The organism is Streptomyces sp. NPDC006602 (assembly GCF_042870385.1).
In the GTDB taxonomy this organism is placed as follows: domain Bacteria; phylum Actinomycetota; class Actinomycetes; order Streptomycetales; family Streptomycetaceae; genus Streptomyces.
Genome location: NZ_JBIAHG010000046.1, coordinates 1 through 24,231, shown reverse-complemented (window position 1 = coordinate 24,231; position 24,231 = coordinate 1). Strand labels below are relative to the sequence as shown.

Genomic DNA, 24,231 nt, shown 5'->3' with positions numbered 1-24,231 from the left:
CCGACGCCGTACGCACCGCGTACCTGGAGGGCCGGTCCATCGCCGCCCCGGCCCGCGAGCACGGCGTCAGCCGGGGCGCCATCCGCACGGCCGTCGCCGACCTCATGCCCGAGCACACCACCGCCGACAACGAGGACGCCCCGCCCCGGAGCCGCCCGTCACTGCGTGGCCAGGGCTACACCCTGCGCGGCAGCGCCAAACCCTCGGTCCACCGCCAGTTCCTCGCTCGCTGCCAGCCCCTCGACGGCGCCCGGATACCTTGGCGATCTCGGCACAGCGCAAGGCCCGCCGCGAGTACGAGAACCGCGTCAACGCCCTCTCGGGCGACATTCCGTAGCGAGTCGTCCGGAGGCCGCGCCCCTTCCAGATGTGGGCCGCAGTCACTCAGTGTTTCTTACGGGTGCTGACAGGAAACGCGGTCGGACCGTCCCGTAGGAGATGCCCATCAACTCCGCCACCCGCCGCATGGGGTGGCCGAGCACGAAGCACAGCAGAATCACGTCGTACTGACGTTCCGGCAGCCGGGCGATCGCCGTGTACAGACCCAACTTGGACTCCAGGACGGTGAACCGGGACCGGGAGGCATGGCGCACGGCGGCGAACGCGGCCGTCTCCACCAAGGCCAGGGTCCGTCCCTGTATCTCCAGACGGCGGACGACTTCCTCTTTCAGGGCAGCCCACGCGTACGCATCGACATTGGGTTGCTGCAGCACATGCGTCCGCGCCAGCTGAACGAAGACGTCTTCGACGACCTGCTCGGCCCCCTCACGGCTGTCCAACTGCACATGCGCGTACCGCAGATACGCCTTGTGCTGCCTGCTGTAGAACGCGACGAACGTAGTCGGCAGTACAGCGGCCAGATCATCGCGCACCGCCTGATCCGCCCACGGGTCGGGCTGCTGACCACTCACCGGGCCTCCCCCGAACCCCCGTCACCGGCGCCACTCCGCCGTCTCGCGGTCTCCCCCCGCCGGTACTGGGCGGCGAGCTGCGCCACCCCGACCCGTACACCAGCGCTGAGCAGGCGCCTGCCCACCGCGCGGACGTCACCTGCGAAAACCCGCACGGCGACCACCCCCGTCAGCAGGCGAGCAGCCATATCGAGATCCAATTGCCTCGAAACCCTTCCCGTTCGGCGGCCGTTGCCGACCCCCACCGTCGACACGGAAGAGCGGTAGCGCCCTCACCCATCAGCCAAGCGAATCGAGGAAGCAAGTGTGCACGCCGACCCAGGAATTCTTACGTACCGTATACATTCCATCACGCACACGCCCCCGAGTCGTCGCGTGCGCCGCCCCCACGCCGAACGGCGCCGCTGCAGATCTGCAAGCCTCATGCCGCAGCGGCGGCCGCCACCAGCTCGGGGAACCGCTGCTCCCAGCACGTGCGTAGCGGCTTACCCACGGCGATCCGCAGCCGCGGCCGCCATCGGTGGGATCCCGGCTTGCGACGTCGGCCTCCCTGATGCTCATGTACTGCGATGCGGCGGCATCTATCGTTGACCATGGGCGATTGGGGGTCGTCGTAGTGCGGGACACGCGGCTGGTGCACGCGGCAGTGATCGGGGATGAGCACTCGGACGTGCCCGTCGTACTGCCGACCGAGGCCATCGAGCTGGACGGGTTCCGCCGCTCGCATGCCCACGACACGTTCTGGTGCGGGCTCCTGCTCGGCGGCTGTGGAGCCCAGCTGGCGCACAAGTTGTACGTCGACAGGCAGTGTTCCCTGTCAAGTCGTGCGTGTTGAGGGGCTCTCAGCCCGCTTGCCGGCCTCACGGGGTCCACTTCGGGAGGCCCCTCACGGGTTCCGGGCTGCGTCAGCCGGCCTGGAGCGCGGGATAGATCTGCTCGACGCGGTCGCTGCAGGTCAGGGTGTGCAGGCGCTACCCGAGAAGATCTCGATCTTCACGCCGCCAAGCCCCACCTGGCCGGGGAGATGATCGTCGCCGCGTTGGACGCCGGAGTGACCGCGTCGTGGGTGACCGGCGACGAAGCCTACGGCCAGGACCCGCAGTTGCGCGCACGCCTGGAGCGGGGAGCGAAGGGCCCGCGCGTCTACGACTGGGCGTGGCTCCACACCGGCACCGGTGTCCATCGTCACCTGCTGATCCGACGCAACCGGACTACCAGTGAACTCGCCTTCTACCTGTGCTGGTCGCCCACTGAGGTCGCCCTGTCCGAGTTGGTCCACGTCGCCGGTGGAGTGCTTCCAGGCCGCCAAGAGTCAGGTCGGCCTGGACGGTGGCGCCGCTTTTGTTCCGTAACCAGCCCGCCTCGTCACCGGACAGGGTGAAGTAGTCCACCACCCCATCCAGACCCAGATGCCGTCCCGCCGACAGCCTCTTTCGTCACCCCCGTTCCCAGCGTTCGGGCTGGACGGTATGGGCGCCGGTGTACAGCGGGGACGGATATCGGCGACGGACTCCCTTACGAAAGGCGGACCTGGTGGATGGGCCGCCGCCGGAAAACTGTCATAGGCGTCAGCTGTGGCCGAAGGCCGCCGCGGTGGCCGCGCACAAGAGCGATGTGCTCGACGAGGTCACCGAACGCAGGCTGACCAGGAACTTGCGGACCGTCAACGCCCTGACGGACCCGACGGTCCTCGAGCCGGTGATCGCCGGTGTGACCGCGGGCTCAAAGAGGCGGGCACAGTGTCGCCGGTCGGGCGCCTGTCCATGGGTGAGTGGGGCTGCCGCATGGACAGGCGTGACTGTGGTGCTTCAAGCCGCTTCGAGGAAGGGGTAGTCGGTGTAGCCCTCGGCGCCCGGCCCGTAGAACAGTTCCGGCCGCGGCTCGTTCTCCGGGTGGCCACCCTGCCAGCGCTCGACCAGGTCGGGGTTGGCGATGAGGGCCCGGCCCACGACCACGGCGTCGGCGTGGCCGGCCTCGATCTGCTGGAGCGCCTGCTCGCGGGTGGTCTGCCCCCCGAAGGGGCCGCTGTTGACGATCAGCTTGCCGTCGAAGCGCCGCCGCAGCTCCTGCACCAGGTCGCCGCCCGGCTCGGCGTGCAGTACGGAGAGGTAGGCCAGGCCCAGCGGGCGCAGTTGGTCGAGCAGGGTGCCGTAGGTGGCCAGGACGTCGTCCCGGTCGGTCTCGAAGACGTCCCCGAGGTCGACCTCCGGCGAGATCCGCAGCCCGACCCGCTCGGCACCGACGGCCTGGGCGATGGCCGTGACGACCTCGACGACGAAGCGGGCGCGGTTGTGCGGCGAGCCGCCGTATCCATCGGTGCGCTGGTTGGCCGCCGGGGAGAGGAACTCCTGGAGCAGGTAGCCGTTGGCGCCGTGGATTTCCACGCCGTCCGCTCCCGCCTCCATCGCCCGGCGGGCCGCGGTGACGAAGTCCTCCAGAGCTGCACGGATCTCTGCGGTGGTCATCGCTTCCGGTACGGGGTAGGGCTGCTCGCCCTTCTCGGTGAACGTCTTGTTGTCGATGGCGATCGCGCTGGGGGCGAGGATGCGGCGGCCGCCGTTGATGTCGGGGTGGGTGCCGCGGCCGGCGTGCATGATCTGCAGGACGATGCGGCCGCCCTCGGCGTGCACCGCCTCGAACACCCGCTGCCAGCCGGCCGCCTGCTCGTCGGTGGCGATGCCCGGCTCACCGACATACCCCTGCGACGCGTGATCGGGGTAGGTGCCCTCGGTGATGATCATTCCGACGCTCGCCCGCTGCCGGTAGTACTCGACCATCAGATCCCCGGGGATGCCGGAGGAACCGGCCCGGACCCGGGTCAGCGGTGCCATGACGATGCGGTTGGCGAGCTCGATCTTCCCGAGAGAGACGGAGGAGAAAAGTGACGGGACGGGCGAAACTTCTGAAGTGTTGACAGGCATGGGTTGCTTTCTTTCTGCACTACGGAGGAAAACGGGATGAAGGTCAGCGACGCAGGGGGTCCACGCTGTCCCGGCGGATCGGGGTATGGGGGCGTCGGCAGAAAGCGCGAGGCTAGCTGAGCGGGACGTCCGCGACACCCTTGAGGTGGCTGAACGTCTCGAGGGAGTACCGGCCGTGGTACCGGCCCATGCCGCTTTCGCCGACGCCCCCGAAAGGCAGGCCGGGCATGAGCAGTTGCATCACCGGCTGGCCCCAGGCGACGCCGCCGGAGGACGTCTCGTTCACCAGGCGCGACTTGGTGGCCTCGGACTCGGTGAAGGCGTAGAGCGCGAGTGGCTTGTCGCGTTCGTTGATGAAGGCGATGGCGGCATCGAGGTCTTCGACTTCGACGACGGCGATGATCGGGCCGAAGATCTCTTCCCGCATGACCGGCGACGCGGGGTCGACATCGGTGAGCACGGTCGGTGCGATGAACAGGTCGTCGCGATCGTGCCGGCCCCCCACCGCCACCTGGCCGGAGTCCAGCAGAGCGGTGAGCCGGTCGAAGTGCCGCTCGTTGATGATCCGGCCGAAGCCGGCCGAGGTCTGCGGGCTGGTGCCGAACTGAGCTTCGATAGCCGCACGCAAGGCGGGAACCAGTGCGGCGGCGGTGGCGGGATCGGCCAGCACGTAGTCGGGGGCTATGCACTGCTGCCCCGCGTTGCCGAACTTGGCGCCGACCAGCCGCTTGGCGGTCTCGTCCACGTCGGCGTCGGGCGCCACGAAGACCGGCGACTTGCCCCCGAGTTCGAGCGTGACGGGGGTGAGGTTCTTGGCGGCTGCGGCCATGACGATCCGGCCGACCGTGCCATTGCCGGTGTAGAAGATGTGGTCGAAACGCTCTGCCAGGAGGGCCGTGGTCTCCTCGGCGCCCCCCTCGACCACCGAGAGCACGTCAGGGTCGAAGTACTCTCGCAGGAGGCGTGAAGCGACCGCCGAGGTGTGCACCGAGATCTCGCTCGGCTTGGCCACCACGGTGTTCCCGGCGGCCAGTGCGCCGATGATGGGGTCGATGAGAAGGTGCAGCGGGAAATTCCACGGAGCGATCACCAGGACCACCCCGAGCGGGTCGTACGTGGTGTAGGCCGTGGTCGTGGGACCACCGAAGTGGGCGGGAACCTCCACCGGGCGGGGCTGAAGCCAGCTCTCGAGATTCGCCAGCGTCTCGTCGATGTCGGCGACGGTGAAGTCGATCTCCTGCGTCTTCGCCTCGGCGGGGTTCTTCCTCAGGTCCGCCCAGAGCGCTTCGATCAGCTCCTGCTCGTTTTCGACCAGCAGTGCCCGCAGCCGCTGCAGCTGGTTGACGCGCCAGTCCAGTCCGCGGGTGACGCCGGTGTTGAACGTCGCACGAAGGCGGCCGACCACCTCCGCGGCCGTTTCGCTCTGGTGCGTCCTCGACTCGGTCGCCTGTGTTGCGGTCATGGGGTGTGCTCCGTTCTTGATGCAAGCCACGCCCCGGCTGCCTTCCAGCCGGGCACGGTCTCCAGCGTGCTGGGCGGTCCGGTATTCACCCAGGTCACGGCTTTGCGTATGCCGGCGATGCCTACCACTGGCTGGGTCAGGCTGGTGTGCGTGCGACCGTGGATACTCGAGGCATGGACGAATACCCCGAACCGGTGCACGAGCCCGCCGCCGGCGCGCTGGACCCGCGTGCCGAGCTCAGCGAGTTCCTGCGCACCCGGAGGGCCCGGCTGAAGCCGGAGGACGTGGGGCTGCGGAGCTTCGGACGGTACCGGCGAGTGCCGGGGCTGCGCCGCGAGGAGCTGGCGCAGCTGGCCGGGGTGTCCGTGGCGTACTACACGCGGCTGGAACAGGGCAACGGGCGGCACGTGTCGGCGGAGGTCCTCGACGCCATCGCCCGCGCGCTCAGGCTGAGCGACGCCGAGCACGCGCACCTCACGCACCTGGCGAAGCCGAAGCAGCAGAAGAAGAAGCCGGCCGGCCGCGCCCAGCACGTGCGGGGCCCCCTGCGGACGCTGCTGGACACCATGGACGGCGTCCCGGCGATCCTCGTGGGGCGGCGCTCGGACATCCTCGCCTGGAACCGGATGGCCGCGGCGGTCTTCGGCGACTGGGCCGAGCTGCCGGCGCACGAGCGGAACTGGGCACGGCTGGTGTTCCTCAGGCCCGAGTACCGCGACCTGTTCGTGGACTGGGAGCACAAAGCGAACAACGTCGTCGCTCAGCTGCGCATGGACGCCGGCTCCCATCCCAACGACCCCCGGCTGTCCGCGCTGGTGGGCGAACTCTCCGTGAAGAGCGAGGAGTTCCGGCTGCTGTGGGCCACCCACGACGTCAAGGACAAGTGCTACGGCATCCAGCGCCTGCACCACCCGCTCGTCGGCGAACTCGACCTCCACCCCGAGTCATTCCACCTGGCCGACGACCACGAACAGACGCTGGCGACGTACCACGCCGAACCCGGTTCCCCGTCGGCGGAGGCACTACGACTGCTGGCCAGCTGGGGCACCGACGCGACAAGGGCGGGAGCCGGGATGCCGCCGGCACGCACGGCTTGATGAACAGTTGATCATCGGTAGTTGACTGCGCGCCTCGGCCCCGGCACGCGCTGTCTCGCCAGCCCCTGTCGAAGCGTCGGCATCCCGCGCACCCTCGGAACCGCCCACTACCGCCGCACCCGCAGCTCGTCCGCCCGTCGCGCCAGTCACGCCGGCCTCGCGCGAACCACGGAAAACCGAAGTACGTGCGCAGATCCGGGCTGACTGGCTGACTACGGCTTTGGCCAGCTGCCCAACGCGAGATTCGCGACTTGCAGCAGCTCAGGGCGGGAACTACCACTCGCGGCCTGGACGGCAATCCCATTGGCGACTGTTCTCAGGTAGAGCGCGAGAAGATGAGGATCTGTGGAAGGCGGAAGGTCACCGGCGTCCACCGCCTGTTGAAACCGGCGCGTCAAGTGGGCTATCCCGTCCTCACGCCATGCGATGAGTGCGTCTCGGACCGGGCGGCTCTCATCCCCGGTAGCCAACGCACCATGCACGCCAAGACAGCCCGTGGGCAATCCCGGCATGGTTGCCGCCTCGACCGTCCCGTGGAGCACGGCAGTAGCCACTGCTGCACTTGTGGGCTCTGCCAGAGCCCGAGCGAAGTAGGAGGTCAAGCCCTCGGTGTACCGCTCCAGCGCCTTGTAGAAGAGGTCTTCTTTGCTGCCGAACGCCCTGTACAGGCTGGGGCGGCTGATACCCATCGCCTCGGTGAGGTCGTCAAGGCTGGCACCCTCGAAACCCTTTGACCAGAACACCAGGACTGCACGATCGAGTGCCTCGTCGATGTCGAACGCGCGAGGCCTGCCAGGAGGGACCGGTGTCGTCGAGGTCATTTCTTCATCCTACCCCTTCGGTACCGATCGGTACGGATGTGCTAACGTGTTTCGTACCAATCGGTACGCTATACGGAGAGGCGACATCATGTCACAGACCGTACTCATCACGGGCGGAACCTCAGGCATCGGCTTGAGCCTCGCGCAATCCTTCGTGGAGCTCGGGGCGTCTGTCGTCGTTTGCGGGCGTTCGCAGGCTGCGCTTGACCGATTCGCGCAGGCACACCCGCAGGCGCTGGCCGTGCAGGCTGATGTGACGAACGCAGCTGATCGGGCAGCGTTGTTGCAAGCAGTCGCTGATCGCTTCGGGAGTCTGGACGTGTTGGTCAACAACGCCGGTACGTTCGAGGAACGAGACTATGCAGTCGGCAAGAACCCCAATGCGACTCTCGATGCCGAGGTGGCGTTGAACCTCACCGCCCCCATCCACTTGACGGGTGAAGTGCTCGAGCGATGGCCATCGCCCGACGCGATCGTATTCATCACCTCAGGGTTCGCTCTGGTCTCGCCCACTCGCGCACCTACCCACGGCGCGGTGAAGGCCGGCCTGCACGGCTTTGCGGATGGCTTGCGCCGTCAACTCGCCCCGCAGGGCACCCATATCCTCGAGGTCCTCCCCCCGTCCACGGACACGCCCATGAACGCCGAAGCCACGGGGAAGAAACTGACTCCCGAGCAGGTGGCGGCGGTCACGATGAAGGCTCTTCGGCGGGGGCGGAACATGGCATTCCCCGGTCAGACGAAAGTCATGCCCGCCATGCTGCGCATCGCGCCGGGCACACTGCGACGCGTCGTCGCCGAGCTCTGAACCCCATAGAAAACCCTGTTCCCGCCGTCATCGGCGACGAACGCGTAGCACGCCACACACCGCAATCTGCGCCCGCGCGGAGTGGCGGCCATGGTCGTCGAATACCCCGTGGTGCCAAGCGGCTCTGCCAGACTGCGCCTACAGGTCATGCCGTCCCACACGCCCGAACAAGCCGGGCAGGCCGCCGCCGCGATCGCCGCCGCGGTGTCCGAGGCCCGAACCGCCATCGACAGCCTCGACGCCGCTTCGGGCCTCGCCCGCCCCGACTCGCGCTGAAGCGTCCCAGGATGAGCGGCCTGCCGGAGTCGCGTGGTTGCGGCTCCGGCAGACCGCCCGGTGTGTCAAAGCGCGGGATGTGATCTTCCGTCATCGGTGACGCCGGCAGCGGAAACCCTGGCCTACGCCCGAACTGCCCCGCGCGGTGAGGTAAAACGATACGACGCCGACCATTTCGAATTCTACCTGGGGGAGCCGTTCGACGCCGTCGTTGTGGACCAGGTCGAATTCCTGACCCGCCACCTCCTGAACAACTGACCGGCCCGTTCCGGATTGAAAGGATTCTCCATGTCCAAATTCCCCCTCCACCTGGTTCCTTCCCGCAGAGCGCTGACGACCGGGCGCTTCATCGTCGCGGCCACCCACTTGTTCACCCCGCGGCTGGCCGCGCGGTTTTTCCAGCTCACGGCTAGCGGTACCCCCGCGATCCCTTATTCGCGGATGTTCGCGATCCGCAACGCTGCTCTCGGGCTTGGACTGCAACGGATGGACAGTTTCACCCGGCCCCAGCAGCAGCAGTTTCTTGCGGTGAACATCGTCATGGACTCGGTCGATGCCGCCGCTTTCCTGGCTGCGGGCCTGCGGCGCGACGTCAGCCGTACCTCGACCATGCTGTCCGCCGCCGTGGCTCTTTCTGCGGTGGTAGCCGGTACCACGGCCCTCATCGAGCACAAGCAAGCGGCCGCCCAAGAAACGGAGCCAACAGCGATGGCGCCATCGAACAGCGACTGGAAGTGACCGCACCGGCGTGGCACCGCAGCTGATCCACCGCACCGCCTCCATTGGCTGGAGGCCGCCGAGGACGGGTTGGCGGTCTCTGTCGAGTTCAGCATCAGTCCCGATGTCAATGCCCCGGTTTCGTGGACCCTTCCTATGCAGCCAGCTCCTCGGTGAAGCCGGCCCGGTAGCCGTGTTCGTAGTCGATCGGGCTCTTCCAGCCGCACACGCTGTGTAGCCGACGTGCGTTGTAGAAGCCGGTGATCCACGTGGCGATCTTCAGCCGGGCCTCGGTACGCGTGGCGAAAGTGTGCCGGTGGATGTACTCGACCTTGAGCACGCTGTTGAACGCCTCGCTGACGGCATTGTCGAAACACGGCGTGACCCGGCCCACGGACTGGGTCACGCCCGTGTTTCCGGCAGGTCTGGCGGAAGCGGCGGGAGGTGTACTCGCTGCCGCGATCACTATGGAAGATCACGCACTTGACGTCGCCGCCGCGGGTGGCGACGGCCATGTGCAGGGCGGCGACGACCAGTTCGGCGTCGTGGAGTTCGCCCATCGCGTAGCCGAGCAGGCGGCGGCAGAACAGGTCGATCACGGTTGTAGGTAGAGCTTGCCCTCACCGGTGTCGATCTCGGTCATGTCGCCGCACCACACCTGGTCCGGTGCGTCGGCGGTGAAGTCCCGGCGCACGAAGTCCTGGGCGGCTGCCCGCCGTCCGGGCCTGCTCAGGCTGCGGCGCCGGCGGATCTCACCGCCCGGTTGGGGGAACTCGACGCGGAGAGCGAGAACTTGCGCATCACCCGCAAGACCCTCCTCGACATCCCCGCACCGGCCCCCACCGACGAACCGGCCCGACCCGACGTCCCGGACCACCCCGCCTACCAGCAGATCCTCACCACCTTCGCCGACACCGGAAAGCCGCTGCGTGCCCGCGACCTCTGCCAGGCCCTCGACCTGCCCATCGTCCCGAAGAACACCGAAGGCATCCGCTCCAAGCTGAAACGCCTGGTCACGGGGCATCCTCACCGAACCCGAGCCCGGCCTGTTCGCTCAGCCCTGCCCCTGACCGTCCACTCGCCCCGCCGACCAGGGCTCCTAACCCAGGCCCAACCCCGAAACGGACATCAGCTCACATCCCGCACTCTCAGTTCCTCATGCTCGGCGGTGGTCAACCCGTCGTCCCGCTCGCCGCGGTCGACCTCGGCCTGGCGGACCCAGCCGCGCGGAACTTGTTTCCGTGCGGCTTCGGACGGCTCAGATCTCCTGGGGCTTGTAGGAGCTGGGGTCGCGCAGGATGACGCGGCGCAGGAGATCGACGGTTTTGGTGACGCCCTCGACGGGGGCCACAAGAGCGTCCTCGTGCTCGATGCTCAGGACGTCGTCGTAGCCGGCTCGGCGCAGGGCGAGGCAGAAAGCGCGCCAGAACGCGTCGTCGTGGCCGTAGCCGAGGGTGACGTAGTTCCAGGAGCGTGCCTTGGCGGCCATGACCGGCAGCGTCTCCAGCCTGCTGGTCAGCGCCTGCCGGGAGGGTTCCAGCCGGGTGTCCTTGGCGTGCACGTGGTAGATCGCCTCGCCCAGGGCCTCGATGGCGGCCAGCGGGTCGGCACCCATCCACATCAGGTGACTGGGGTCGAAGTTGGCCCCGACCACGGGCCCGACCTCCTCGCGCAGGCGCAGGAGGGTGGGGACGTTGTAGACCGCCTGGTGGGCGTGCATCTCCAGAGCGAGTTTGGGTACGCCCCGGTCACGGGAGTGGGCGACGAGGTCTCGCCAGTACGGGAGTACGGCTTCGGACCATTGCCAGTCGAGGATCTGTGTGGTCTCCGGCGGCCAGGAGACCGTGATCCAGTTGGGGTTGGCGTCGCCCGGCCCGCCCGGCAGCCCGGACATCATCACCACGCGGTCGACGCCGAGGAGCGGGGCGAGAGCGATCGTCCTGCGCGCGACCTGGTCGTGCTCGCGGCCGCTGGGCCCGGGGTGCAGGGGATTGCCTGAGCAGGTGAGGGCGCTGATCGTGAGCCCTCGGTCGGCGACCTTGGCCAGCAGTTCGCGGCGCGCGCCGTCGCTGTCGAGAAGCCGGTCAATGTCGATGTGCGGGGCCGTGGACCAGGCGCCGGTGGCGAACTCCACGTGGTCCAGGCTGAGTTCGGCGGCCAGGTCCAGGGTCTCGTCGAGCGTGAGCTGCCCGACGCTGTCAGTGTTCAGACCGATCTTCATGTTGCGTCCCGTCTGCGGTGTGGTCGGGCGGGGAGCGGTCGTTCCCCGCTGGTTCGGTGTGCCGGCGGTGGGGGTCAGATGTAGAGGGCTGGGCGGTCGGCCAGTTCCACCTCGACGCGCCGGCCCTCGGTCTGGGCGCGGATGCCCGCCTCGCAGACCGCGGCCACGGCGTAGCCGTCCCAGGCGCTGGGGCCGGTGACCTCGCCGCGTCGGGTGGCGTCGACCCATGCCTGGACCTCGCGGTCGTACGCTTCCTCGAACCGCTCGACGAAGCCGGGGGTGACCGTGCCGCCCCAGCGTCCGCCGGTGCTGACGAGCACGTCGTGCCGGTCGCCGATGCGGGCGGTGCCGTGCTCGCACACCGCCTCGGCCTGGACCTGATAGCCGTAGCGGGCGTTGACGTAGATCTCGACGTCGACGAGGGCGCCGCCGTCGGTTTCGAAGACGACGAACTGGGGATCGGCCAGTCCTTCGGGCGCGTTGCCGGAGGGCCGCGGCCGCATGACGGTGACGGAGGTGATCTCCTGGCCGAGCAGCCAGCGGGTGACGTCCATCTCGTGGGTGACGGAGTCGTTGATGAGCATGGCGCTGGTGAAGTCCGGCGGGCACGACGGGTTGCGGTGCCGGTTGTGCAGCATCAGCGGCCGGCCCAGTTCCCCGCTGTCCAGCAGCGCTTTGAGCTTGAGGTACTCGTGGTCGTAGCGGCGCATGAAGCCCACCTGCACCCGGCGGTGCCCGAGCCGCTGCTCGGCCTCCAGTACACGCAGGGCGGAGGCGGCGTCGGGGGTGAGGGGCTTCTCGCACAGGACGGGCAGGTCGTGCTCGAACGCGGTGAGCAGTGCCGCCTCGTGGGCGATGCCCGGGGAGGCGAGCACTACGGCGTCGACGTCGGGTGAGGCCATCGCTTCGGCGACGTCGCCGTAGGCCGCGCATCCTTCGACGTCGGCGGCGACCGTCTTGGCGCGATCGATGTCGACGTCGACGACGGCGGCCACATGGGCGCCGCTGGTCACCTCGCTGATCCGGCGTACATGGTCGGCTCCCATGCGGCCGGCGCCGATCACGGCGACTCCGAGGGAGGTGTGGTGGGTCATGTGGTTCCTTGCCTTGGGGGGGCGGCGGTGACGGTCAGCAGTGGGCCGGCCGGACCCACATGGGTCCGGCCGTGACCCGGGTCGTACGCGTCACCGTGTTCCCTTGGCGGCGAACGCGGCGACGGCGGCGACGTTGGACTTGTCGACGAAGGCCGGGCCGGTCAACACGGGCGCGACGCCGCCGCCGCTGTAGTTGCCGTTGTTCTTGTAGAGCCAGAGGGAGTCGACAGCCAGGTAGCCCTGCAGGTAGGGCTGCTGGTCGACGGCGAACTGGATGCTGCCGTCCTGGATGGCCTTCACGAGTTGCTTGTTGAGGTCGAAGGTGGCGACCTTGGCCTTGCTGCCGCCGTCGGACACCGCCTGCGTGGCGGTCAGCGCGACCGGGGCGGCGAGGGTGACGACGTAGTCGATGGAAGGGTCCTGCTTGAGCTTGGCGGTGACGGTCGACTTCACGGACGGCATGTCGGCGCCGTTGACGAACAGGTTTTCCGTCGTGCCCGAGAAGCCCTTCTTGACGCCCGCGCAGCGTGCCTCGAGGGCGACCTGGCCCTGTTCCTGAATGACACAGGCGACCTTCTTGGCACCGAGGGAACTCAGCTTCTTCCCGACCGCCTCGCCCGCGACGGTCTCGTCCTGGCCGAAGTACTCGAGCAGGCCCTGCTTCTTCCAGTCGTCCACACCGGAGTTGAAGCCGACCACGGGTATACCGGCCTGCACCGCCTTGGCCACGGTGCCCTTCATGGCATCGGGCTTGGCGAGGGTGACGGCGATGCCGTCGACCTTCTGGTCGATCGCGTTCTGCACCAAGTTGGCCTGGTTGCCCCCGTTCGGGTCGGAGGAGTAGACCAGCTTGACATTGTCCTTCGCAGCGGCGGCCTGGGCGCCCTTGCGGATGGTGTCCCAGAACGTGTCACCGGGGACGGCGTGCGTGATCATCGCGATGGTCATGCGGGGCGTGGTGGCCTTGCCGGCAGAGACGCCACCGGCGCTCTCCTCCGACTTCTTGCCGCCCGAGCTGCTGGAGCAGCCGGCGACCGTGAGGACTGCGGTGGCGGCCATGGCCACGAGCATGGTGAATCTGCGGGAGCGGGAGGGAAGCGAGCGGTTCATTTCGGCACCTCACTGTGCTGACTTGCGGGAAGGGGTGACCCACTGGCGGGACACAACACATCCCGTTGTGGGTCGGACGGGGAGCTACTGGGTGGCCGGCTGTGCGGCTCGGGGTGGGGATCAGAGGGTGAACGCGGCGCGGAACCGCTCCATGGCGGTGTGACTGTCGCCGGAGGGCCATGCCTCCAGGGCGATCGTGCCGTCGTAGCCGAGGTCGGTGAGGGCGCGGGCGACGGCCGGATAGTTGATCTCTCCGGTGCCGGGTTCGCGGCGGCCGGGCACGTCGGCGACCTGGATCTCTCCGATCAGCCCCGCGCCATGCGCGCGGCGGATCAGCTCGATGAGGTTTCCCTCGCCGATCTGGGCGTGGTACAGGTCCAGATTCATCCGCAGACCGGGCCGATCGACTGCCGCGACCAGGGCGAAGGTGTCGTGGGCCCGCGCGAACGGGACGCTGGGGTGGTCGACGGCGGTGTTGAGGTTCTCCAGGGTGAAGGTGACGCCCGCGCTTTCGCCCAGTTCGGCCAGGCGGGCGAGCGTGCGGTGGGCGTTGATCCACATTTCGCCGGTGGCCTCGCCGGTCACCGGCACCACGGGCAGGCCCTCGCCGTCCAGGCCGGTGCCGTGCAGGTTGAGCCGGGGGCAGCCGAGATGCTCGGCGGCCTTGATTGATTCCTCGGCTGTGCGCAGGAGTTCGGCTGCGCCGTCCGGGTCGGTCAGGGTGCCGCGGATGTAGCCGGTCATCGAGGAGAACTCGGCGGGGGTCTTGGCCAGTGCGTTCAGGTCGTGCCGGGTCCAGTCCCAGATCTCCACCTGGAAGCCGGCCTCGTGGATGCGCCGGGCCCGCTCCTCGATGGGCAGGTCGCGGTAGACCATCTCGGCACAGACCGCCAACGTGTACATCACAGCTCCAGACTTATAACGTTCTAAGAGAACAGGAGCAGTACGCCAGGCGCGGGGCAGCCTGTCAAGGGTTTGTGCGGACATTTGATTTATAACGTTGTAACAACATTGACCAGTGCGTGTCCTGCTTGGCCCGGTCTACGATCACCTCGGAGAAGACCCTCGAGCAGGAAGGCCGACGGTGCCATCGCGCTCTGCCGTACCGGACGGAAAGCGGCCGACGCTCAGCGACCTCGCGGCGCGGGCAGGTGTCTCCGTGCCGCTTGCTTCCATGGTCATGCGCGGTGCCAAGGGCCCCAGCGCGGCAAGTAGCGAGCGGGTGCTGCGGGCCGCGCAGGAGATCGGCTACCGGCCGGACAGCAGGGCCCGCCTCCTGCGCAGCAGCCGCTCGCACCTGGTGGGAGTGCAGTTCGACCTGCGACAGCCCTTCCACGCCGACATGGTTGAGGCGCTCTACGCCGCGGCGGGGGCGGCCGGCTATCAGATCGCGCTCAGCGCCGTCGCCGCGAGCCGCAGCGAACAGGAGGCGGTGGAGATGCTGCTCGCCGACCGCTGCGAGGCGCTGATCCTGCTCAGCCCCCATGCCCCGGCGGCCCGGCTGGCAGAAGTCGCGGCGCAGCTTCCCGTCGTCTCCGTAGCCCGCCGGCTGCGTCCGCTCGCCGACGGCGTCGACGTCGTCCGCGCGGCCGACGACGAGGGCGCCCGCCAGGCGGTCGACCACCTCGTGGCACTCGGCCACCGCGACATCGCCCACATCGACGGGGGCAGGGCGCCGGGCGCGGCCGACCGGCGCCGCGGCTACAAGTCGGCCATGAAGCACCACGGCCTCACCGACCGCGTCCGCCTCGTGCCGGGCGGGCTGACCGAGGACCACGGCGCGGCAGCCGCACGAACACTCCTCGCCGCGGCTGCCCGCCCCACCGCCGTCCTCGCCTTCAACGACCACTGCGCCATCGGCGTCCTCGACACCTTCCTGCGCGCCCGTATCCCTGTGCCCGACGAGATCTCGGTCGTCGGCTTCGACGACAGCCACCTCGCCCGCCTGGCCCACGTCCAACTCACCACGGTCGGGCAAGAAGCCCGCCAGCTGGCGCGCCGGGCCGTGAGCCGGGCCGTCGCCCGGCTGGAGGGTGGGGCGACGGACGACGAACGAGAAGTCGTCGTCACACCACACCTCGTCATACGAAGCACCACCAGGGCACCTTGCCGCTCCTGACCCGCGCTGCTCCACGTCGCGGCTCGATCTGGTCGAAGTTCCACCGCGCCCCCATGGGACCACCCGCGGCTGCCCGCCGAGGAACCCGCCTCCATCCAGGCGGACGCGCGAGCCAAGGAGGCAGGCAAGCGGACGAACGCGAGCAGCTGCCGTGGATCGCGCTGTTCAGACACCGCACCACCTGGGGCATCAGGTGCCGTCGAATGTCTCTTCAGCAGCGATCACGGGAGCTCGTGCTTTTCCGGTGCGGTGTTGTCCGTACTGACCGCGGCCATGCGGTCCTCCACAGCGTGTGGTTCTGAAGCAGCTCTCCGTCGGCAGGCTCGCTCGGGTGCCGAGCCGCGTGCTGCTGAGGGGAACGTCAGCCTCGTCGGCCAGGAACTCGCCGTACTGGACATATCGTCCGCCGAGAGAAGCGGGAAGCCACCGTACGGCGATGCGGCAACCGCGAGTCCACCTGAGTCCCGCCGAGTGACCAAGGCAGTTCTCAGAGCATCCGGTTCGGGTGCGGTTGGGTTGGCAACACTCGAACGGGGGAGGTGGGCTGTGACAGTGCACCGCGCAGTTGTCGGTTCTCCACGGTCAGTTGGTTAACAGCGCGGACCAGGTGATCGACATCGGTCCGCAGCTGGGACAGCTCCTGTGCGTCCTTGGCTCGGAGCTCCTTGAGTTTGACGATCTGTTGGCGCAGGCGGATCTCGGAGTCCGGCGTCTGTCCGCGCGCCCTGACCTGCGCGTAGAAGTCGTTCTTGAGGTCCGGGTGACGCTGGGTGAGCGCGTTGCGCGGTAGGCCGGCTTCCTGGGCCAGGGCGACGATCGTCAGCGCGCCGTTGGAGTGCTGCGCGGTTCCTTGCAGGATGCGGTCCATGGCCGCGCGGATACGGTCGCGTTCGTCGGGTGCGGGGCTCATGCGGTGCCGTCCTGAAGGGTGGTGCGGGTGCGGTGGTGGGTGTCGGCGAGGTCGCGCAGCCGGGCAGCGTTGCTCTGTAGCCGTTCGCCCAGCGGGCCGGGGGTGTGGCCTGCCTGCTGGTCAAGCGAGGTGGCGCGGAGGCGTAGGCCGGTGGCGTGTTGGTCGGTGCGGGCGATGTTCGCGCAGGCGGGGATGCAGTGGTCGAGGCTGGGGGTGTCCTTGAGGCCGCGGTGGCACAGGGCCTTGTCGCGTTTGTAGACGCACATCAGCAGCGTGTGGGGATTGTCGTAGACGGCCAGGTGGGGGTTGGTGAGGATCTGTCGGGCCTGCCGTGCGGTGATGACGGTGCCGGTGTACTGGGGCGCGGTGGCGGCGGCCTTGATGGCGCGGCGGGCGGCGGGCCCGGAGATGCCGAGGCCGTCCTCGAGAGCGGCGTTCAGGTCGGCGACGGTGTCGATGGTGGCGCGGGCCGTCTCGACGTCGAGGAGGTCGTGGATGCCGTCCCGGCTGCGCGCGGCATATCCGGCCGCTACGGAAGTCCGCAGATGGCCGTACTGAATCGCGAGCGCGACCAGGCCCCGGGACGGCGGGCGATGTGCCAGGCCAGGCTCCTGCGGAACCGCTCGGTACCGATCCTGCCGTGCGGATCCGGCGGGATGACCTCGTGGACCAGCCCGCGGGCGGCTGCCTCGTGGTTGGCCCAGGTGATGAAGTCCTCCACCCGGGTTCCCAGGGTGTGCACGGTGAGGGAGCCGGTGCCGGCCCGGGTGCCGCGCAGGTCGTGGGCGTGGTGGTCGAACAGCAGATGCCCTTGGGGAACCATGCGCTCCAGCACACGGATGGCGTTCACGACGGGGGCGATGGCCACCCAGGGAGCATCGCGGACCTGGCCCTCGGAGCGGTGGTTGCCGTCGTCGTCGCGGGCGGTCTTGTACACGGTGCTCGTGATCAAGTGCCGCCCCGTGCGCCCAGCGCTGTCCGGCTCCGGGTCGGGACAGCAGCCGCTGCGCAGCCCGGCCGCCTCGCCGGGACGCATCCCGGTCAGGTAGGCGATGACGATGAAGCACGCCGTGCCCAACTGGCGCATCAGAAAGCCTGCTTCGGTGTAGTCGACAGCCTCCCTCCACGGGGCTCCGCCGAGTGTGCCGGTGACCGGCACACGGAGCCGGCAGGGGCCGGGCCGGTCCAGGGCGGCCTGCCGCCAGCCGTGATCACGGGTGGTGCTGTAGACCTGGCCGAGGGAGGCGCCGGTGAGCGCGGCGATATAGGCGCCGGCGATCGTGGTTCTGCCCAGCCACTGTGTGGTCGGAATCGGTAGTTGGCCGGCGTCGATGCGGTCCATGAAGGCCCGAAGGGCGGCTCTTGAGGCGGGCGTGGCGCTGTTGGCGGCAGCCTGCGCATGCAGACGGTTGCGTTCGGTCCAGGCGGCCAGGATGTCGTCGCTGTACTCGTCGACCGTGCGGATCGCCCACACGAGCAGGGGGCCCATGGTCTGCTCGGCGATCGCCTCGGCGGCGTTCTCGCCGCCCGGCGTCGCCGCCGGCAGGTAGTCGTCCAACCTCTCGGTCTCCCACGGCGGACGGCCGATTCCACTGGGACGGGCATTGAGCTGGTCGAAGACCCACAGCCGGGTCAGCGACGACAGCACGCTGTGCACCGTGATGCGGGCCGCCCCACTGTCGCGCACGTGAAGGCCGTACTCACCCAGTACCTGTGTGGTGCAGTCGCTCAGTGTGGTGATGCCCCGGTCGGTGAGCCACTCGGCGAGCCGGCACCAGGTCCCGATCGTCTGGCAGAGCACCTTGGGCGCCTGGCGTGAGCGCCAGGTGGGATGACGCTCACGCAGGAACACGGCGGGCAGTTCGCCGTTGATCAAGGTCCAGGCGGCCAGCCGCATCTCCTCACGGAACGTGTCGGGGAACCTCGGCCAGTGGATGGTGCTGTGCGTGACGCCCGGGTTGGCGTTCATGGGGATCAGAGGCCAGGCCGGCGCCGCGTAGCGCGCGATAGGGCCGGTGTAGCCGCCGGCGATCCGGTGGGCGGGGATGACGGGGGTGTCGGGTCCGGGAAGGACACGGACGGGAGCCGGGGTGGCCGTCACGGGTCGAGGTCTCCGTTGAGCAGCAGGGCGATGAGTTCGCGGTCGGTGTCGGTCACGTCGGCCAGGGCGCGGGTCCACACTGCGGTGCCGAGCTGGCCCTTGAGGTGTTCCAGGCGGGCGTGTCCGTCCTCCCACTGGCGGTGCCACTGGCCTGGGTCCAGGGCGGTGCGCAGGTTGTCGAGTGCGTGATGCAGGTGGGCCAGGCGGCTGTGGTGGGCGGGGTGGATCCGGGCGTTGGGGCAGGCCAGGCACATCAGGAACGAGGCGCCGCAGCCGCCGCCGGGGCTGGGATGGGGGCTGTTTTCGTAGTCATGGCAGTCGGCGGTGGCGGTCGGTTGGTCGGCCGGATCGGCTCCCTCGCGCAGTTCGGCGGCGAGCACGGTTGCGTGGGCTCGGGTCACGACGGCTTCGGCTGCCTCGGCGATGACCGGGATCGCGTCCTTGCGGACCTGGGGATCGGTCAGCGTGTAGACGCGGTCGTGGGTGGCCTGGCTGTTCTGTCCGGGCGCGCGCCGGTGCAGGGTGTTCACCGTCCGTCGCCCCCTGCGGAACGGCGAGGAGGAGAAGCCCTGCTGGGTCGCCCAGCCCTTGGCCGTACTGCCGGATATGCCGAACCCGAACACTCCGATGCCCGACTTCTTGCCGCTCTCGGCGGGCGGGTGCTCCAGCGGAGCCTTGGCGGAGCGCCAGATCAGGAAGCGGTCCGTGCCGGGGCTCAGCGTGTGCACGGCCGCGCGGGCGAACACGGTGGCCTCCAGGGCCTGCGTGATGAGCCGCCCGGGGGAGGCGGCCCCGTCGTCGGTGAGGTTGCGGGTCTCGAAGTACCGGCCGGCGCCCCGCTTGTGCTTCTCCAGCTCGACCCGGTAGATCCGCGGGCCGTCGCTGCCGGCATCCGGGGCCGCTTGCGGCACCTTCAACCGGTTGATCACCGACAGGTTCCAGCCGTGCTCGGCCAGCAGCAGCACCCCCAGCGCGACCGTCTCCATCCGGGTCAAGAACAGCCGCTGCCACGTGTGCTCGGGCCGCTCCCCGCCCAGCACCCGCGCATAGCGGGCGAGCACCCGGCCACGCTGGCGACGCACCCGGGTGTCGTGGGGTGCCTCACCGGTCCGGGCCAGACAGTCCAGCGCCTCACCCAGCAGCCATGCCTCGCTGCCGCGAGCGAACGTTCCCGACCGCCATTGGGCGAGGTGGCGGGCGTTGCCCGTAATCCGCAGATGCGCGGCACGGAACATTCGCCGCGCCGTGGTGACGATCGCGTCGAACTCGGCCTCCTGGAAGGACACTTCCTTGGCCCTGGGCTGCAGGACGCGGCGGGCGAGAGCTTCCCGTGCCGCCGCGGACAGCCGCGGGTCGTCCAGCAGCAGCCCTCGCACGGTGGTGATCTGGCGGTAGCCGAAGCGGGTGTTCTGTCGACTGAGCCGCCACTGCTTCCACACCCCCGCGGTCAGCTGGTCGAGGTCGGCAACCGGTGCGTCCAGCGTGGCCAAGTACGCGGTGAACGCCTGCAAGGGAAGCCAGAAGTACCTGCTGCTGTGGTGCGAGCTCCACCGGCTCGGCACGCACCGCGCGGCGAACAGGCGGGCCAGCGACCGGCGCAAGGCATTCGTGACAGGCAGAGTGCGGAAGTCGTAGACCGCGACGGCTCCCGTTCGATCTCGGTGCTCGACGACGAGGCCGTTGCCCGTCAGAACCGGTGGTCTGCGCACCGGCGCTGTCGGCAGAGGCGCCGTACGCCCGCTCCGGCTCATCCTGTCGTCCGCGGGGTGACCTGCAGCTTGGCATCGATGTCCTGGATGCCCTCGGCCTCCCGCGCCAGACGCGCGAACACCTCATCCATCTCCCGCGTCGGCCGCTCCCCTTCGCGGAACGGGGGCGCGGTGGTCAGCAGCGACCGCAGCCGCAGGTCGGCGACGGGGGCCAGATACCGCTCGCGGGTCGTCTCAAGGAACGCATGACCCAACAGGTCCTGCACCATCCGCCACGGATCCCCGTACAGCAGCCGGTAGTCCCGCCGCTCCTCCGGGCTCAGACCGAACCGCCGGTCCATCAAGTGGTGCAGGATCACCAGCATGTAGAGGGCGAAGCTGTGCCTTGTGTCCGCAGAGGCCTTGTGCGGGTGACCCCGTGTGGCGATTGAGCAGGCGGGTCGTTGCGGACCACTTTCGCGACGCAGGCAGCCGGAGGTGTTGCATTGAGAGACCATCGATGTGATGCGTATCACCCTCCGGGTGCTTCGGTTCGGGCATGCGCGATCATGATCGGAATGGACTCTCGTTTCCTTGGCATCGCTGAACTGGTCGAAGCCCCGCCCGTGGCGGTCGTGGTCGACGTCATGCGTGCTTTCACCGTGGCTGCCTGGGCCTTTGCCCAGGGGGCGGAAAAGATCGTTCTTGCTGAGTCGCTGGACGAAGCCCTGGCGCTCAAGGCTCGCCACCCGGATTGGGTGGCGCTCAAAGACGGTCCGCCCGCGCCCGGGTTCGACACCGTCAACTCGCCGGGCCGGCTGCGGTCTATTGACCTTGGCGGACGGACCGTTGTGCAGAAAACCACGGCAGGAACGGTCGGCGCCCTTGCGGTCAAGGAGGCCTCGCTGGTGCTGTGCGCCAGCTTCGTGGTGGCGGAGGCAACGGCTCAGCTCTTGCGGACATGCGAGAGCGACAGTGTCACGTTCGTGGTCACTGGCGACGATGGGCAGGCCGATGAAGATCTGGCGTGCGCTCAATACATCGCTCGGAGAGCCACCGAGGCTGAGACGGATGCTGCTGAGTTCCTCCGCCGCGCTGCCGAGTCGCGCGCCGCCGCCGAACTGGCGGAGGGGGTGCGCCAAGGAGTCCATCCCGATGACGTTGCACTCTGTCTTGAGCTCGACCGGTTCCCCTTTGCCATGGTGGCGACCTTGGAAGGCTCGCTCATGGTCCTGCGTCCACGCGCGATGCCTTCGCTGACTGACGAGGACCCGGTCTGATCGCTGGTGAGGTCTACTTTCAGCATGCGAGAGCGAGCACCCTGTCGGGCTTGCGGTATCAACTGCATGTCCCGATGGCGGTGGTTCGGGGCGGCGGCAGGCGGCTGACCCGAGTCGTTGCGGCGGCGGCTTCGCGGAGCCGGATGATCTCCTCGTGCTGGGCGGCCAGCCGGGCCAGGGCCTGGCCGCGGAAGTCCGCGAGCTCTGCAATCGTCTGCTCCGACTGGGCCAGCCGTTCCCGGAGCTTGGTGTTTTCTGCCTTGAGCCGGGCGATCTGGGCTTCGCGGGGATCGGGGATCTCGCCAGCCTCTTGGATGGCGTGCAGGCGTCGTTCGAACTCAACTCGTAGGTGGGAGTAAGGGCGAGTGCCGTAGAACGCGGTCCGGTCGACTGCGGCTTCGCGGGCGAGGGTCTTTATGTCACAGGTGCCGCCGAGCGGGATCTCGCCGCGAAGGAGCCGGTCCATGGCCGCCCGGATGCGGTTCTCGTTCTCGGTCCGTTGTGCTGCGGTGATCCTCATACGGAGTCCTCGTCGAGTTGGTCGAGGGCGACTGCGTCGATCTCGGCGACGACCCGAAGCGCCCGGTCATGGTCGTTCTGCAGACGGGCGTGTTCAGTCTTGCGCGTCTTGCCCAGGCCGCCGAGGAACGTCTTCGTCCGTTCGGCGTGCTCGGCCCAGACGGGCCGGTGGCAGGGGTGGTGTGTGGCTTGCGGGCAGCGGGCGGAGTCACACATCCCGACCAGCGGACGGTCGGCGGTGGGGGTGCCGGCGAGTTTGAGGCAGAGAGCCCGGGACGGATCGGTGAACCAGCAGTAGTTGGCCGGGCCGATGTGCAGGGTCTTGGCGCGCTTGGTCAGCAGGTTCAGCACATCCCGATCACTGCGCTGGATTTTGGGTGCCGATGCTGCTGTCGGTTCGAGCTTCTCGTCGATGCTGGCGAAGAACTCGGTGAGGCTCCGGGCGCCGGGCCCGGCGGGCAGAATGCCTTCTTGGTAGTTGCGAAACTCGGCCAGGACCAGGTCCAGGTTGCGGTCGCTCTCGTGCTTGTTGACCTCGGCCAACAGCTCGGCCTGGGCCCCGCCGGGGCGCGAGGCATACCCCTCTGTTGTCGCGACAGCGACATGCTTTAGGTGAATCTTGGAGGCCAGCACACCGCCGGGACGGTAGGCCATTTCCAGGGCCAACGTCCGTCTGAGCATTCTCAAGTTGACCTGGCCGTCGGGGATTTCAGTGAAGCCGAGCCGCTGTCCGGCTGGGGAGTTCACCCAGTTCTTGAACCACCGGTAGCGGACGGTGAAGGCGAACCGGCCGAAGAGCGGGGCTCCGTCCTTTCGGTCGTCGTGCAGGTCCTCAGCGAGTTCGGCGGCGCGATAGACCGGCTCGATGACGACCCACTCGTCGTCGGTGCCACCGAGCGGCTGTCCTTTGACGACCTTGCTGGCGAGCCGGTAGCGGTGCAGGCCCGGGACCGGTTCCTCGGGTGTCTTTCGGCAGCCGATCCGCAGTTCCATCAGCTCGCTCGCCCGCATGCCTGAGACCGTCGCCAGGACGATGATCGCGGCGGTGCGGACGATGCCGACCAGGGCGACGGCCTCAAGCCGATGCAGCGGCATGGTCCAGGGCAGCAGGGAAGACGCGTCCACGGCGGTGATCTCGACGGCGTCCCGGCCGAAGACCTCCTTCACCCCGACCGCTGCGACGGCGTTCTCCAACGGGCCGCGCAGACGGGGCATCCACCGTGCCCAGAACTGGCTGACCCCGATCTGGCGGGCCAGCACTCCTGTGGCCACCGGCAGGAGCGGGTCCTTGGGAGACCAGCCGTCTGCGAGCCGGTCGGTGACGTGGTGCTCGGCCAGCATCGGCAACGCTGTGCACGTTCGCCTGTACTCGTCCAGCAGCTCGGCGAACTCGGCCACTGGAGCAGAGCCACCGACGCCGAGCCCTTCCGTCTTCCGGGAAGAGAGCCGGTCGGCCTCCCGGACCTGCCGGGCCAGTTCGACGGCATGCGGCCCGAGCGTCGAGACCAGGAAGAGGGCTGCCGCGAGCATCGGCTGGAGGACGTCGTCCTCAACTGGCGTGGTCTTGTTCTGTGTCCGGCCGCTGGGCATCTCGGCGACCGCCGAGGCGGTGGCACCGCCCCAGGGGCGCAAGTCCGCCGCGACGCGGTCGGTGGTGAACAACTCGCGGTAGTTGACCAGATCGACGACGACCTGCGCGGCTGAACGCCGTGTTCCGTGACTCTGCTCGCCGACGACGACATCGTTCTTGTCGAGGATGTAGCGCCGGTGGGCCAGATACGCCTCGCAGTCCTGCGTATCGATCCGCTCCAGGCCGTCGAAGAGGACCGCGATGGCGAGCCCGAAGCCGATCATCTTGATCACGGACTCGCCGGCGCCGATGAAGCCGGAGAACACCGCCCTGCGGTCGCCGTCACCCACGACGACGGAGACGACCACGTCGCGTCCATGAGGTCGTCGGTGAAAGGGCCGTACGTCGGGCGCTGTCACGTTGTTGGGTGGGTAGGTGTTTGATGGGGTGTCGCGGTGTGGTGGAGCCCGGTTCCGGGCTGTGCTCAGGCCGTGGTGGACAGGCCGGCAACTAGTACTCCAGCAGTACTTTGATGTTTGACCTGGGGAAACGTCGAGCGGTGGGAGTGTAGAGGCCGATCGGCGGTCACGGGCGGGTTCCGTGCAC

General features: G+C 68.6%; 25 protein-coding genes and 1 pseudogene. 8 read left to right on the top strand and 18 right to left on the bottom strand.

The window, feature by feature from the left end; all coding sequences use genetic code 11:
- Positions 1–380: 380 nt before the first annotated feature.
- Complete coding sequence (locus ACFYO2_RS44935; protein ID WP_388362008.1) at positions 381–911, bottom strand: RNA polymerase sigma factor; 531 nt, start codon at positions 909–911, stop codon at positions 381–383.
- Between the two features lie 601 nt (positions 912–1,512).
- Here ACFYO2_RS44935 and ACFYO2_RS44930 point away from each other — a divergent pair.
- Positions 1,513–1,746 (top strand): hypothetical protein, encoded by a 234-nt coding sequence (locus ACFYO2_RS44930; RefSeq protein ID WP_388362005.1) that lies wholly within the window; start codon positions 1,513–1,515, stop codon positions 1,744–1,746.
- Between the two features lie 973 nt (positions 1,747–2,719).
- On the opposite strand, the gene ACFYO2_RS44925 is transcribed toward ACFYO2_RS44930, so the two are convergent.
- A complete protein-coding gene (locus ACFYO2_RS44925; RefSeq protein WP_388362002.1) occupies positions 2,720–3,832 on the bottom strand; it encodes an alkene reductase in 1,113 nt (370 codons plus the stop codon).
- Positions 3,833–3,944: 112 nt separating this feature from the next.
- Complete coding sequence (locus ACFYO2_RS44920) at positions 3,945–5,294, bottom strand: aldehyde dehydrogenase family protein (protein WP_388361999.1); 1,350 nt, start codon at positions 5,292–5,294, stop codon at positions 3,945–3,947.
- Between the two features lie 173 nt (positions 5,295–5,467).
- Between ACFYO2_RS44920 and ACFYO2_RS44915 the strand changes: the two genes are divergently transcribed.
- Positions 5,468–6,391 carry a helix-turn-helix domain-containing protein gene (locus ACFYO2_RS44915; protein WP_388361996.1) on the top strand — a complete coding sequence of 308 codons (924 nt, stop codon included), beginning with the start codon at positions 5,468–5,470 and terminating at the stop codon, positions 6,389–6,391.
- A gap of 212 nt (positions 6,392–6,603) precedes the next feature.
- On the opposite strand, the gene ACFYO2_RS44910 is transcribed toward ACFYO2_RS44915, so the two are convergent.
- Positions 6,604–7,212, bottom strand: coding sequence for a TetR/AcrR family transcriptional regulator (locus tag ACFYO2_RS44910; protein WP_388361994.1), 609 nt, complete (start codon positions 7,210–7,212; stop codon positions 6,604–6,606).
- An 88-nt stretch (positions 7,213–7,300) separates the two neighbouring features.
- On the opposite strand from ACFYO2_RS44910, the gene ACFYO2_RS44905 reads away from it, so the two are divergent.
- The 4 genes from ACFYO2_RS44905 to ACFYO2_RS44890 all read left to right on the top strand — a co-directional run bounded on the left by ACFYO2_RS44905 (position 7,301) and on the right by ACFYO2_RS44890 (position 9,034).
- Positions 7,301–8,020: an SDR family NAD(P)-dependent oxidoreductase gene (locus ACFYO2_RS44905; RefSeq protein WP_388361991.1), complete on the top strand. Its 720-nt coding sequence runs from the start codon at positions 7,301–7,303 to the stop codon at positions 8,018–8,020.
- Positions 8,021–8,167: 147 nt separating this feature from the next.
- The gene (locus ACFYO2_RS44900; protein ID WP_388361989.1) at positions 8,168–8,296 is read left to right on the top strand and encodes a hypothetical protein; all 129 of its coding nucleotides are present in this window, start codon (positions 8,168–8,170) and stop codon (positions 8,294–8,296) included.
- Between the two features lie 96 nt (positions 8,297–8,392).
- A complete protein-coding gene (locus ACFYO2_RS44895) occupies positions 8,393–8,554 on the top strand; it encodes a hypothetical protein (protein WP_388361986.1) in 162 nt (53 codons plus the stop codon).
- A gap of 30 nt (positions 8,555–8,584) precedes the next feature.
- Complete coding sequence (locus ACFYO2_RS44890; RefSeq protein WP_388361983.1) at positions 8,585–9,034, top strand: hypothetical protein; 450 nt, start codon at positions 8,585–8,587, stop codon at positions 9,032–9,034.
- Positions 9,035–9,167: 133 nt separating this feature from the next.
- Here ACFYO2_RS44890 and ACFYO2_RS44885 read toward each other — a convergent pair whose 3' ends face one another.
- The 7 genes and pseudogenes from ACFYO2_RS44885 to ACFYO2_RS44855 form a co-directional block, all read right to left on the bottom strand.
- Positions 9,168–9,407 carry an integrase core domain-containing protein gene (locus ACFYO2_RS44885; RefSeq protein ID WP_388362060.1) on the bottom strand — a complete coding sequence of 80 codons (240 nt, stop codon included), beginning with the start codon at positions 9,405–9,407 and terminating at the stop codon, positions 9,168–9,170.
- A gap of 64 nt (positions 9,408–9,471) precedes the next feature.
- A pseudogene (locus tag ACFYO2_RS44880) lies at positions 9,472–9,573 on the bottom strand (hypothetical protein); the annotation flags it as partial.
- A gap of 35 nt (positions 9,574–9,608) precedes the next feature.
- Positions 9,609–10,037 (bottom strand): hypothetical protein, encoded by a 429-nt coding sequence (locus tag ACFYO2_RS44875; protein ID WP_388361981.1) that lies wholly within the window; start codon positions 10,035–10,037, stop codon positions 9,609–9,611.
- A gap of 234 nt (positions 10,038–10,271) precedes the next feature.
- Positions 10,272–11,234, bottom strand: a complete 963-nt coding sequence (locus ACFYO2_RS44870) for a sugar phosphate isomerase/epimerase family protein (protein WP_388361978.1) — start codon at positions 11,232–11,234, stop codon at positions 10,272–10,274.
- Positions 11,235–11,308: 74 nt separating this feature from the next.
- Positions 11,309–12,328 carry a Gfo/Idh/MocA family protein gene (locus ACFYO2_RS44865; protein WP_388361976.1) on the bottom strand — a complete coding sequence of 340 codons (1,020 nt, stop codon included), beginning with the start codon at positions 12,326–12,328 and terminating at the stop codon, positions 11,309–11,311.
- Positions 12,329–12,418: 90 nt separating this feature from the next.
- A complete protein-coding gene (locus tag ACFYO2_RS44860) occupies positions 12,419–13,438 on the bottom strand; it encodes a sugar ABC transporter substrate-binding protein (protein WP_388361973.1) in 1,020 nt (339 codons plus the stop codon).
- Between the two features lie 120 nt (positions 13,439–13,558).
- Complete coding sequence (locus ACFYO2_RS44855; RefSeq protein ID WP_388361971.1) at positions 13,559–14,341, bottom strand: TIM barrel protein; 783 nt, start codon at positions 14,339–14,341, stop codon at positions 13,559–13,561.
- A gap of 181 nt (positions 14,342–14,522) precedes the next feature.
- Between ACFYO2_RS44855 and ACFYO2_RS44850 the strand changes: the two genes are divergently transcribed.
- Positions 14,523–15,557: a LacI family DNA-binding transcriptional regulator gene (locus ACFYO2_RS44850; RefSeq protein WP_388361968.1), complete on the top strand. Its 1,035-nt coding sequence runs from the start codon at positions 14,523–14,525 to the stop codon at positions 15,555–15,557.
- Between the two features lie 487 nt (positions 15,558–16,044).
- Here the strand turns inward: ACFYO2_RS44850 and ACFYO2_RS44845 are convergent, their stop codons facing one another.
- From ACFYO2_RS44845 to ACFYO2_RS44825, 5 genes are all read right to left on the bottom strand, one after another.
- Positions 16,045–16,467, bottom strand: a complete 423-nt coding sequence (locus ACFYO2_RS44845; RefSeq protein WP_093911856.1) for a hypothetical protein — start codon at positions 16,465–16,467, stop codon at positions 16,045–16,047.
- Positions 16,464–16,733: a hypothetical protein gene (locus tag ACFYO2_RS44840; RefSeq protein WP_388361965.1), complete on the bottom strand. Its 270-nt coding sequence runs from the start codon at positions 16,731–16,733 to the stop codon at positions 16,464–16,466. The genes ACFYO2_RS44845 and ACFYO2_RS44840 overlap by 4 nt, the downstream gene beginning before the upstream one ends.
- A gap of 263 nt (positions 16,734–16,996) precedes the next feature.
- Complete coding sequence (locus ACFYO2_RS44835; RefSeq protein WP_388361962.1) at positions 16,997–18,568, bottom strand: integrase; 1,572 nt, start codon at positions 18,566–18,568, stop codon at positions 16,997–16,999.
- Positions 18,565–20,277, bottom strand: coding sequence for a hypothetical protein (locus ACFYO2_RS44830; protein ID WP_388361959.1), 1,713 nt, complete (start codon positions 20,275–20,277; stop codon positions 18,565–18,567). The genes ACFYO2_RS44835 and ACFYO2_RS44830 overlap by 4 nt, the downstream gene beginning before the upstream one ends.
- 38 nt (positions 20,278–20,315) lie before the next feature.
- A complete protein-coding gene (locus ACFYO2_RS44825) occupies positions 20,316–20,642 on the bottom strand; it encodes a hypothetical protein (RefSeq protein WP_388361956.1) in 327 nt (108 codons plus the stop codon).
- A 192-nt stretch (positions 20,643–20,834) separates the two neighbouring features.
- Between ACFYO2_RS44825 and ACFYO2_RS44820 the strand changes: the two genes are divergently transcribed.
- On the top strand, positions 20,835–21,536 hold the full coding sequence (locus tag ACFYO2_RS44820; protein WP_388361952.1) for a 2-phosphosulfolactate phosphatase: 702 nt from the start codon (positions 20,835–20,837) through the stop codon (positions 21,534–21,536).
- 58 nt (positions 21,537–21,594) lie between these two features.
- Here ACFYO2_RS44820 and ACFYO2_RS44815 read toward each other — a convergent pair whose 3' ends face one another.
- Both ACFYO2_RS44815 and ACFYO2_RS44810 read right to left on the bottom strand, forming a co-directional pair.
- Positions 21,595–22,056, bottom strand: a complete 462-nt coding sequence (locus tag ACFYO2_RS44815; RefSeq protein WP_388361949.1) for a hypothetical protein — start codon at positions 22,054–22,056, stop codon at positions 21,595–21,597.
- Entirely contained in the window at positions 22,053–23,993 is a 1,941-nt protein-coding gene (locus tag ACFYO2_RS44810; RefSeq protein ID WP_388362062.1) for a site-specific integrase, read from the bottom strand. The genes ACFYO2_RS44815 and ACFYO2_RS44810 overlap by 4 nt, the downstream gene beginning before the upstream one ends.
- Positions 23,994–24,231: the final 238 nt, after the last annotated feature.

Bases quoted from the DNA above. Each gene is read 5' to 3' on its own strand.
- ACFYO2_RS44925 (WP_388362002.1), bottom strand. From the start codon at position 3,832: ATGCCTGTCAACACTTCAGAAGTTTCGCCCGTCCCGTCACTTTTCTCC.
- ACFYO2_RS44920 (WP_388361999.1), bottom strand. From the start codon at position 5,294: ATGACCGCAACACAGGCGACCGAGTCGAGGACGCACCAGAGCGAAACG.
- ACFYO2_RS44915 (WP_388361996.1), top strand. From the start codon at position 5,468: ATGGACGAATACCCCGAACCGGTGCACGAGCCCGCCGCCGGCGCGCTG.
- ACFYO2_RS44910 (WP_388361994.1), bottom strand. From the start codon at position 7,212: ATGACCTCGACGACACCGGTCCCTCCTGGCAGGCCTCGCGCGTTCGAC.
- ACFYO2_RS44905 (WP_388361991.1), top strand. From the start codon at position 7,301: ATGTCACAGACCGTACTCATCACGGGCGGAACCTCAGGCATCGGCTTG.
- ACFYO2_RS44900 (WP_388361989.1), top strand. From the start codon at position 8,168: ATGCCGTCCCACACGCCCGAACAAGCCGGGCAGGCCGCCGCCGCGATC.
- ACFYO2_RS44890 (WP_388361983.1), top strand. From the start codon at position 8,585: ATGTCCAAATTCCCCCTCCACCTGGTTCCTTCCCGCAGAGCGCTGACG.
- ACFYO2_RS44875 (WP_388361981.1), bottom strand. From the start codon at position 10,037: ATGCCCCGTGACCAGGCGTTTCAGCTTGGAGCGGATGCCTTCGGTGTT.
- ACFYO2_RS44870 (WP_388361978.1), bottom strand. From the start codon at position 11,234: ATGAAGATCGGTCTGAACACTGACAGCGTCGGGCAGCTCACGCTCGAC.
- ACFYO2_RS44865 (WP_388361976.1), bottom strand. From the start codon at position 12,328: ATGACCCACCACACCTCCCTCGGAGTCGCCGTGATCGGCGCCGGCCGC.
- ACFYO2_RS44860 (WP_388361973.1), bottom strand. From the start codon at position 13,438: ATGAACCGCTCGCTTCCCTCCCGCTCCCGCAGATTCACCATGCTCGTG.
- ACFYO2_RS44855 (WP_388361971.1), bottom strand. From the start codon at position 14,341: ATGTACACGTTGGCGGTCTGTGCCGAGATGGTCTACCGCGACCTGCCC.
- ACFYO2_RS44845 (WP_093911856.1), bottom strand. From the start codon at position 16,467: ATGAGCCCCGCACCCGACGAACGCGACCGTATCCGCGCGGCCATGGAC.
- ACFYO2_RS44840 (WP_388361965.1), bottom strand. From the start codon at position 16,733: ATGTGCGTCTACAAACGCGACAAGGCCCTGTGCCACCGCGGCCTCAAG.
- ACFYO2_RS44825 (WP_388361956.1), bottom strand. From the start codon at position 20,642: ATGCTGGTGATCCTGCACCACTTGATGGACCGGCGGTTCGGTCTGAGC.
- ACFYO2_RS44820 (WP_388361952.1), top strand. From the start codon at position 20,835: ATGGACTCTCGTTTCCTTGGCATCGCTGAACTGGTCGAAGCCCCGCCC.
- ACFYO2_RS44815 (WP_388361949.1), bottom strand. From the start codon at position 22,056: ATGAGGATCACCGCAGCACAACGGACCGAGAACGAGAACCGCATCCGG.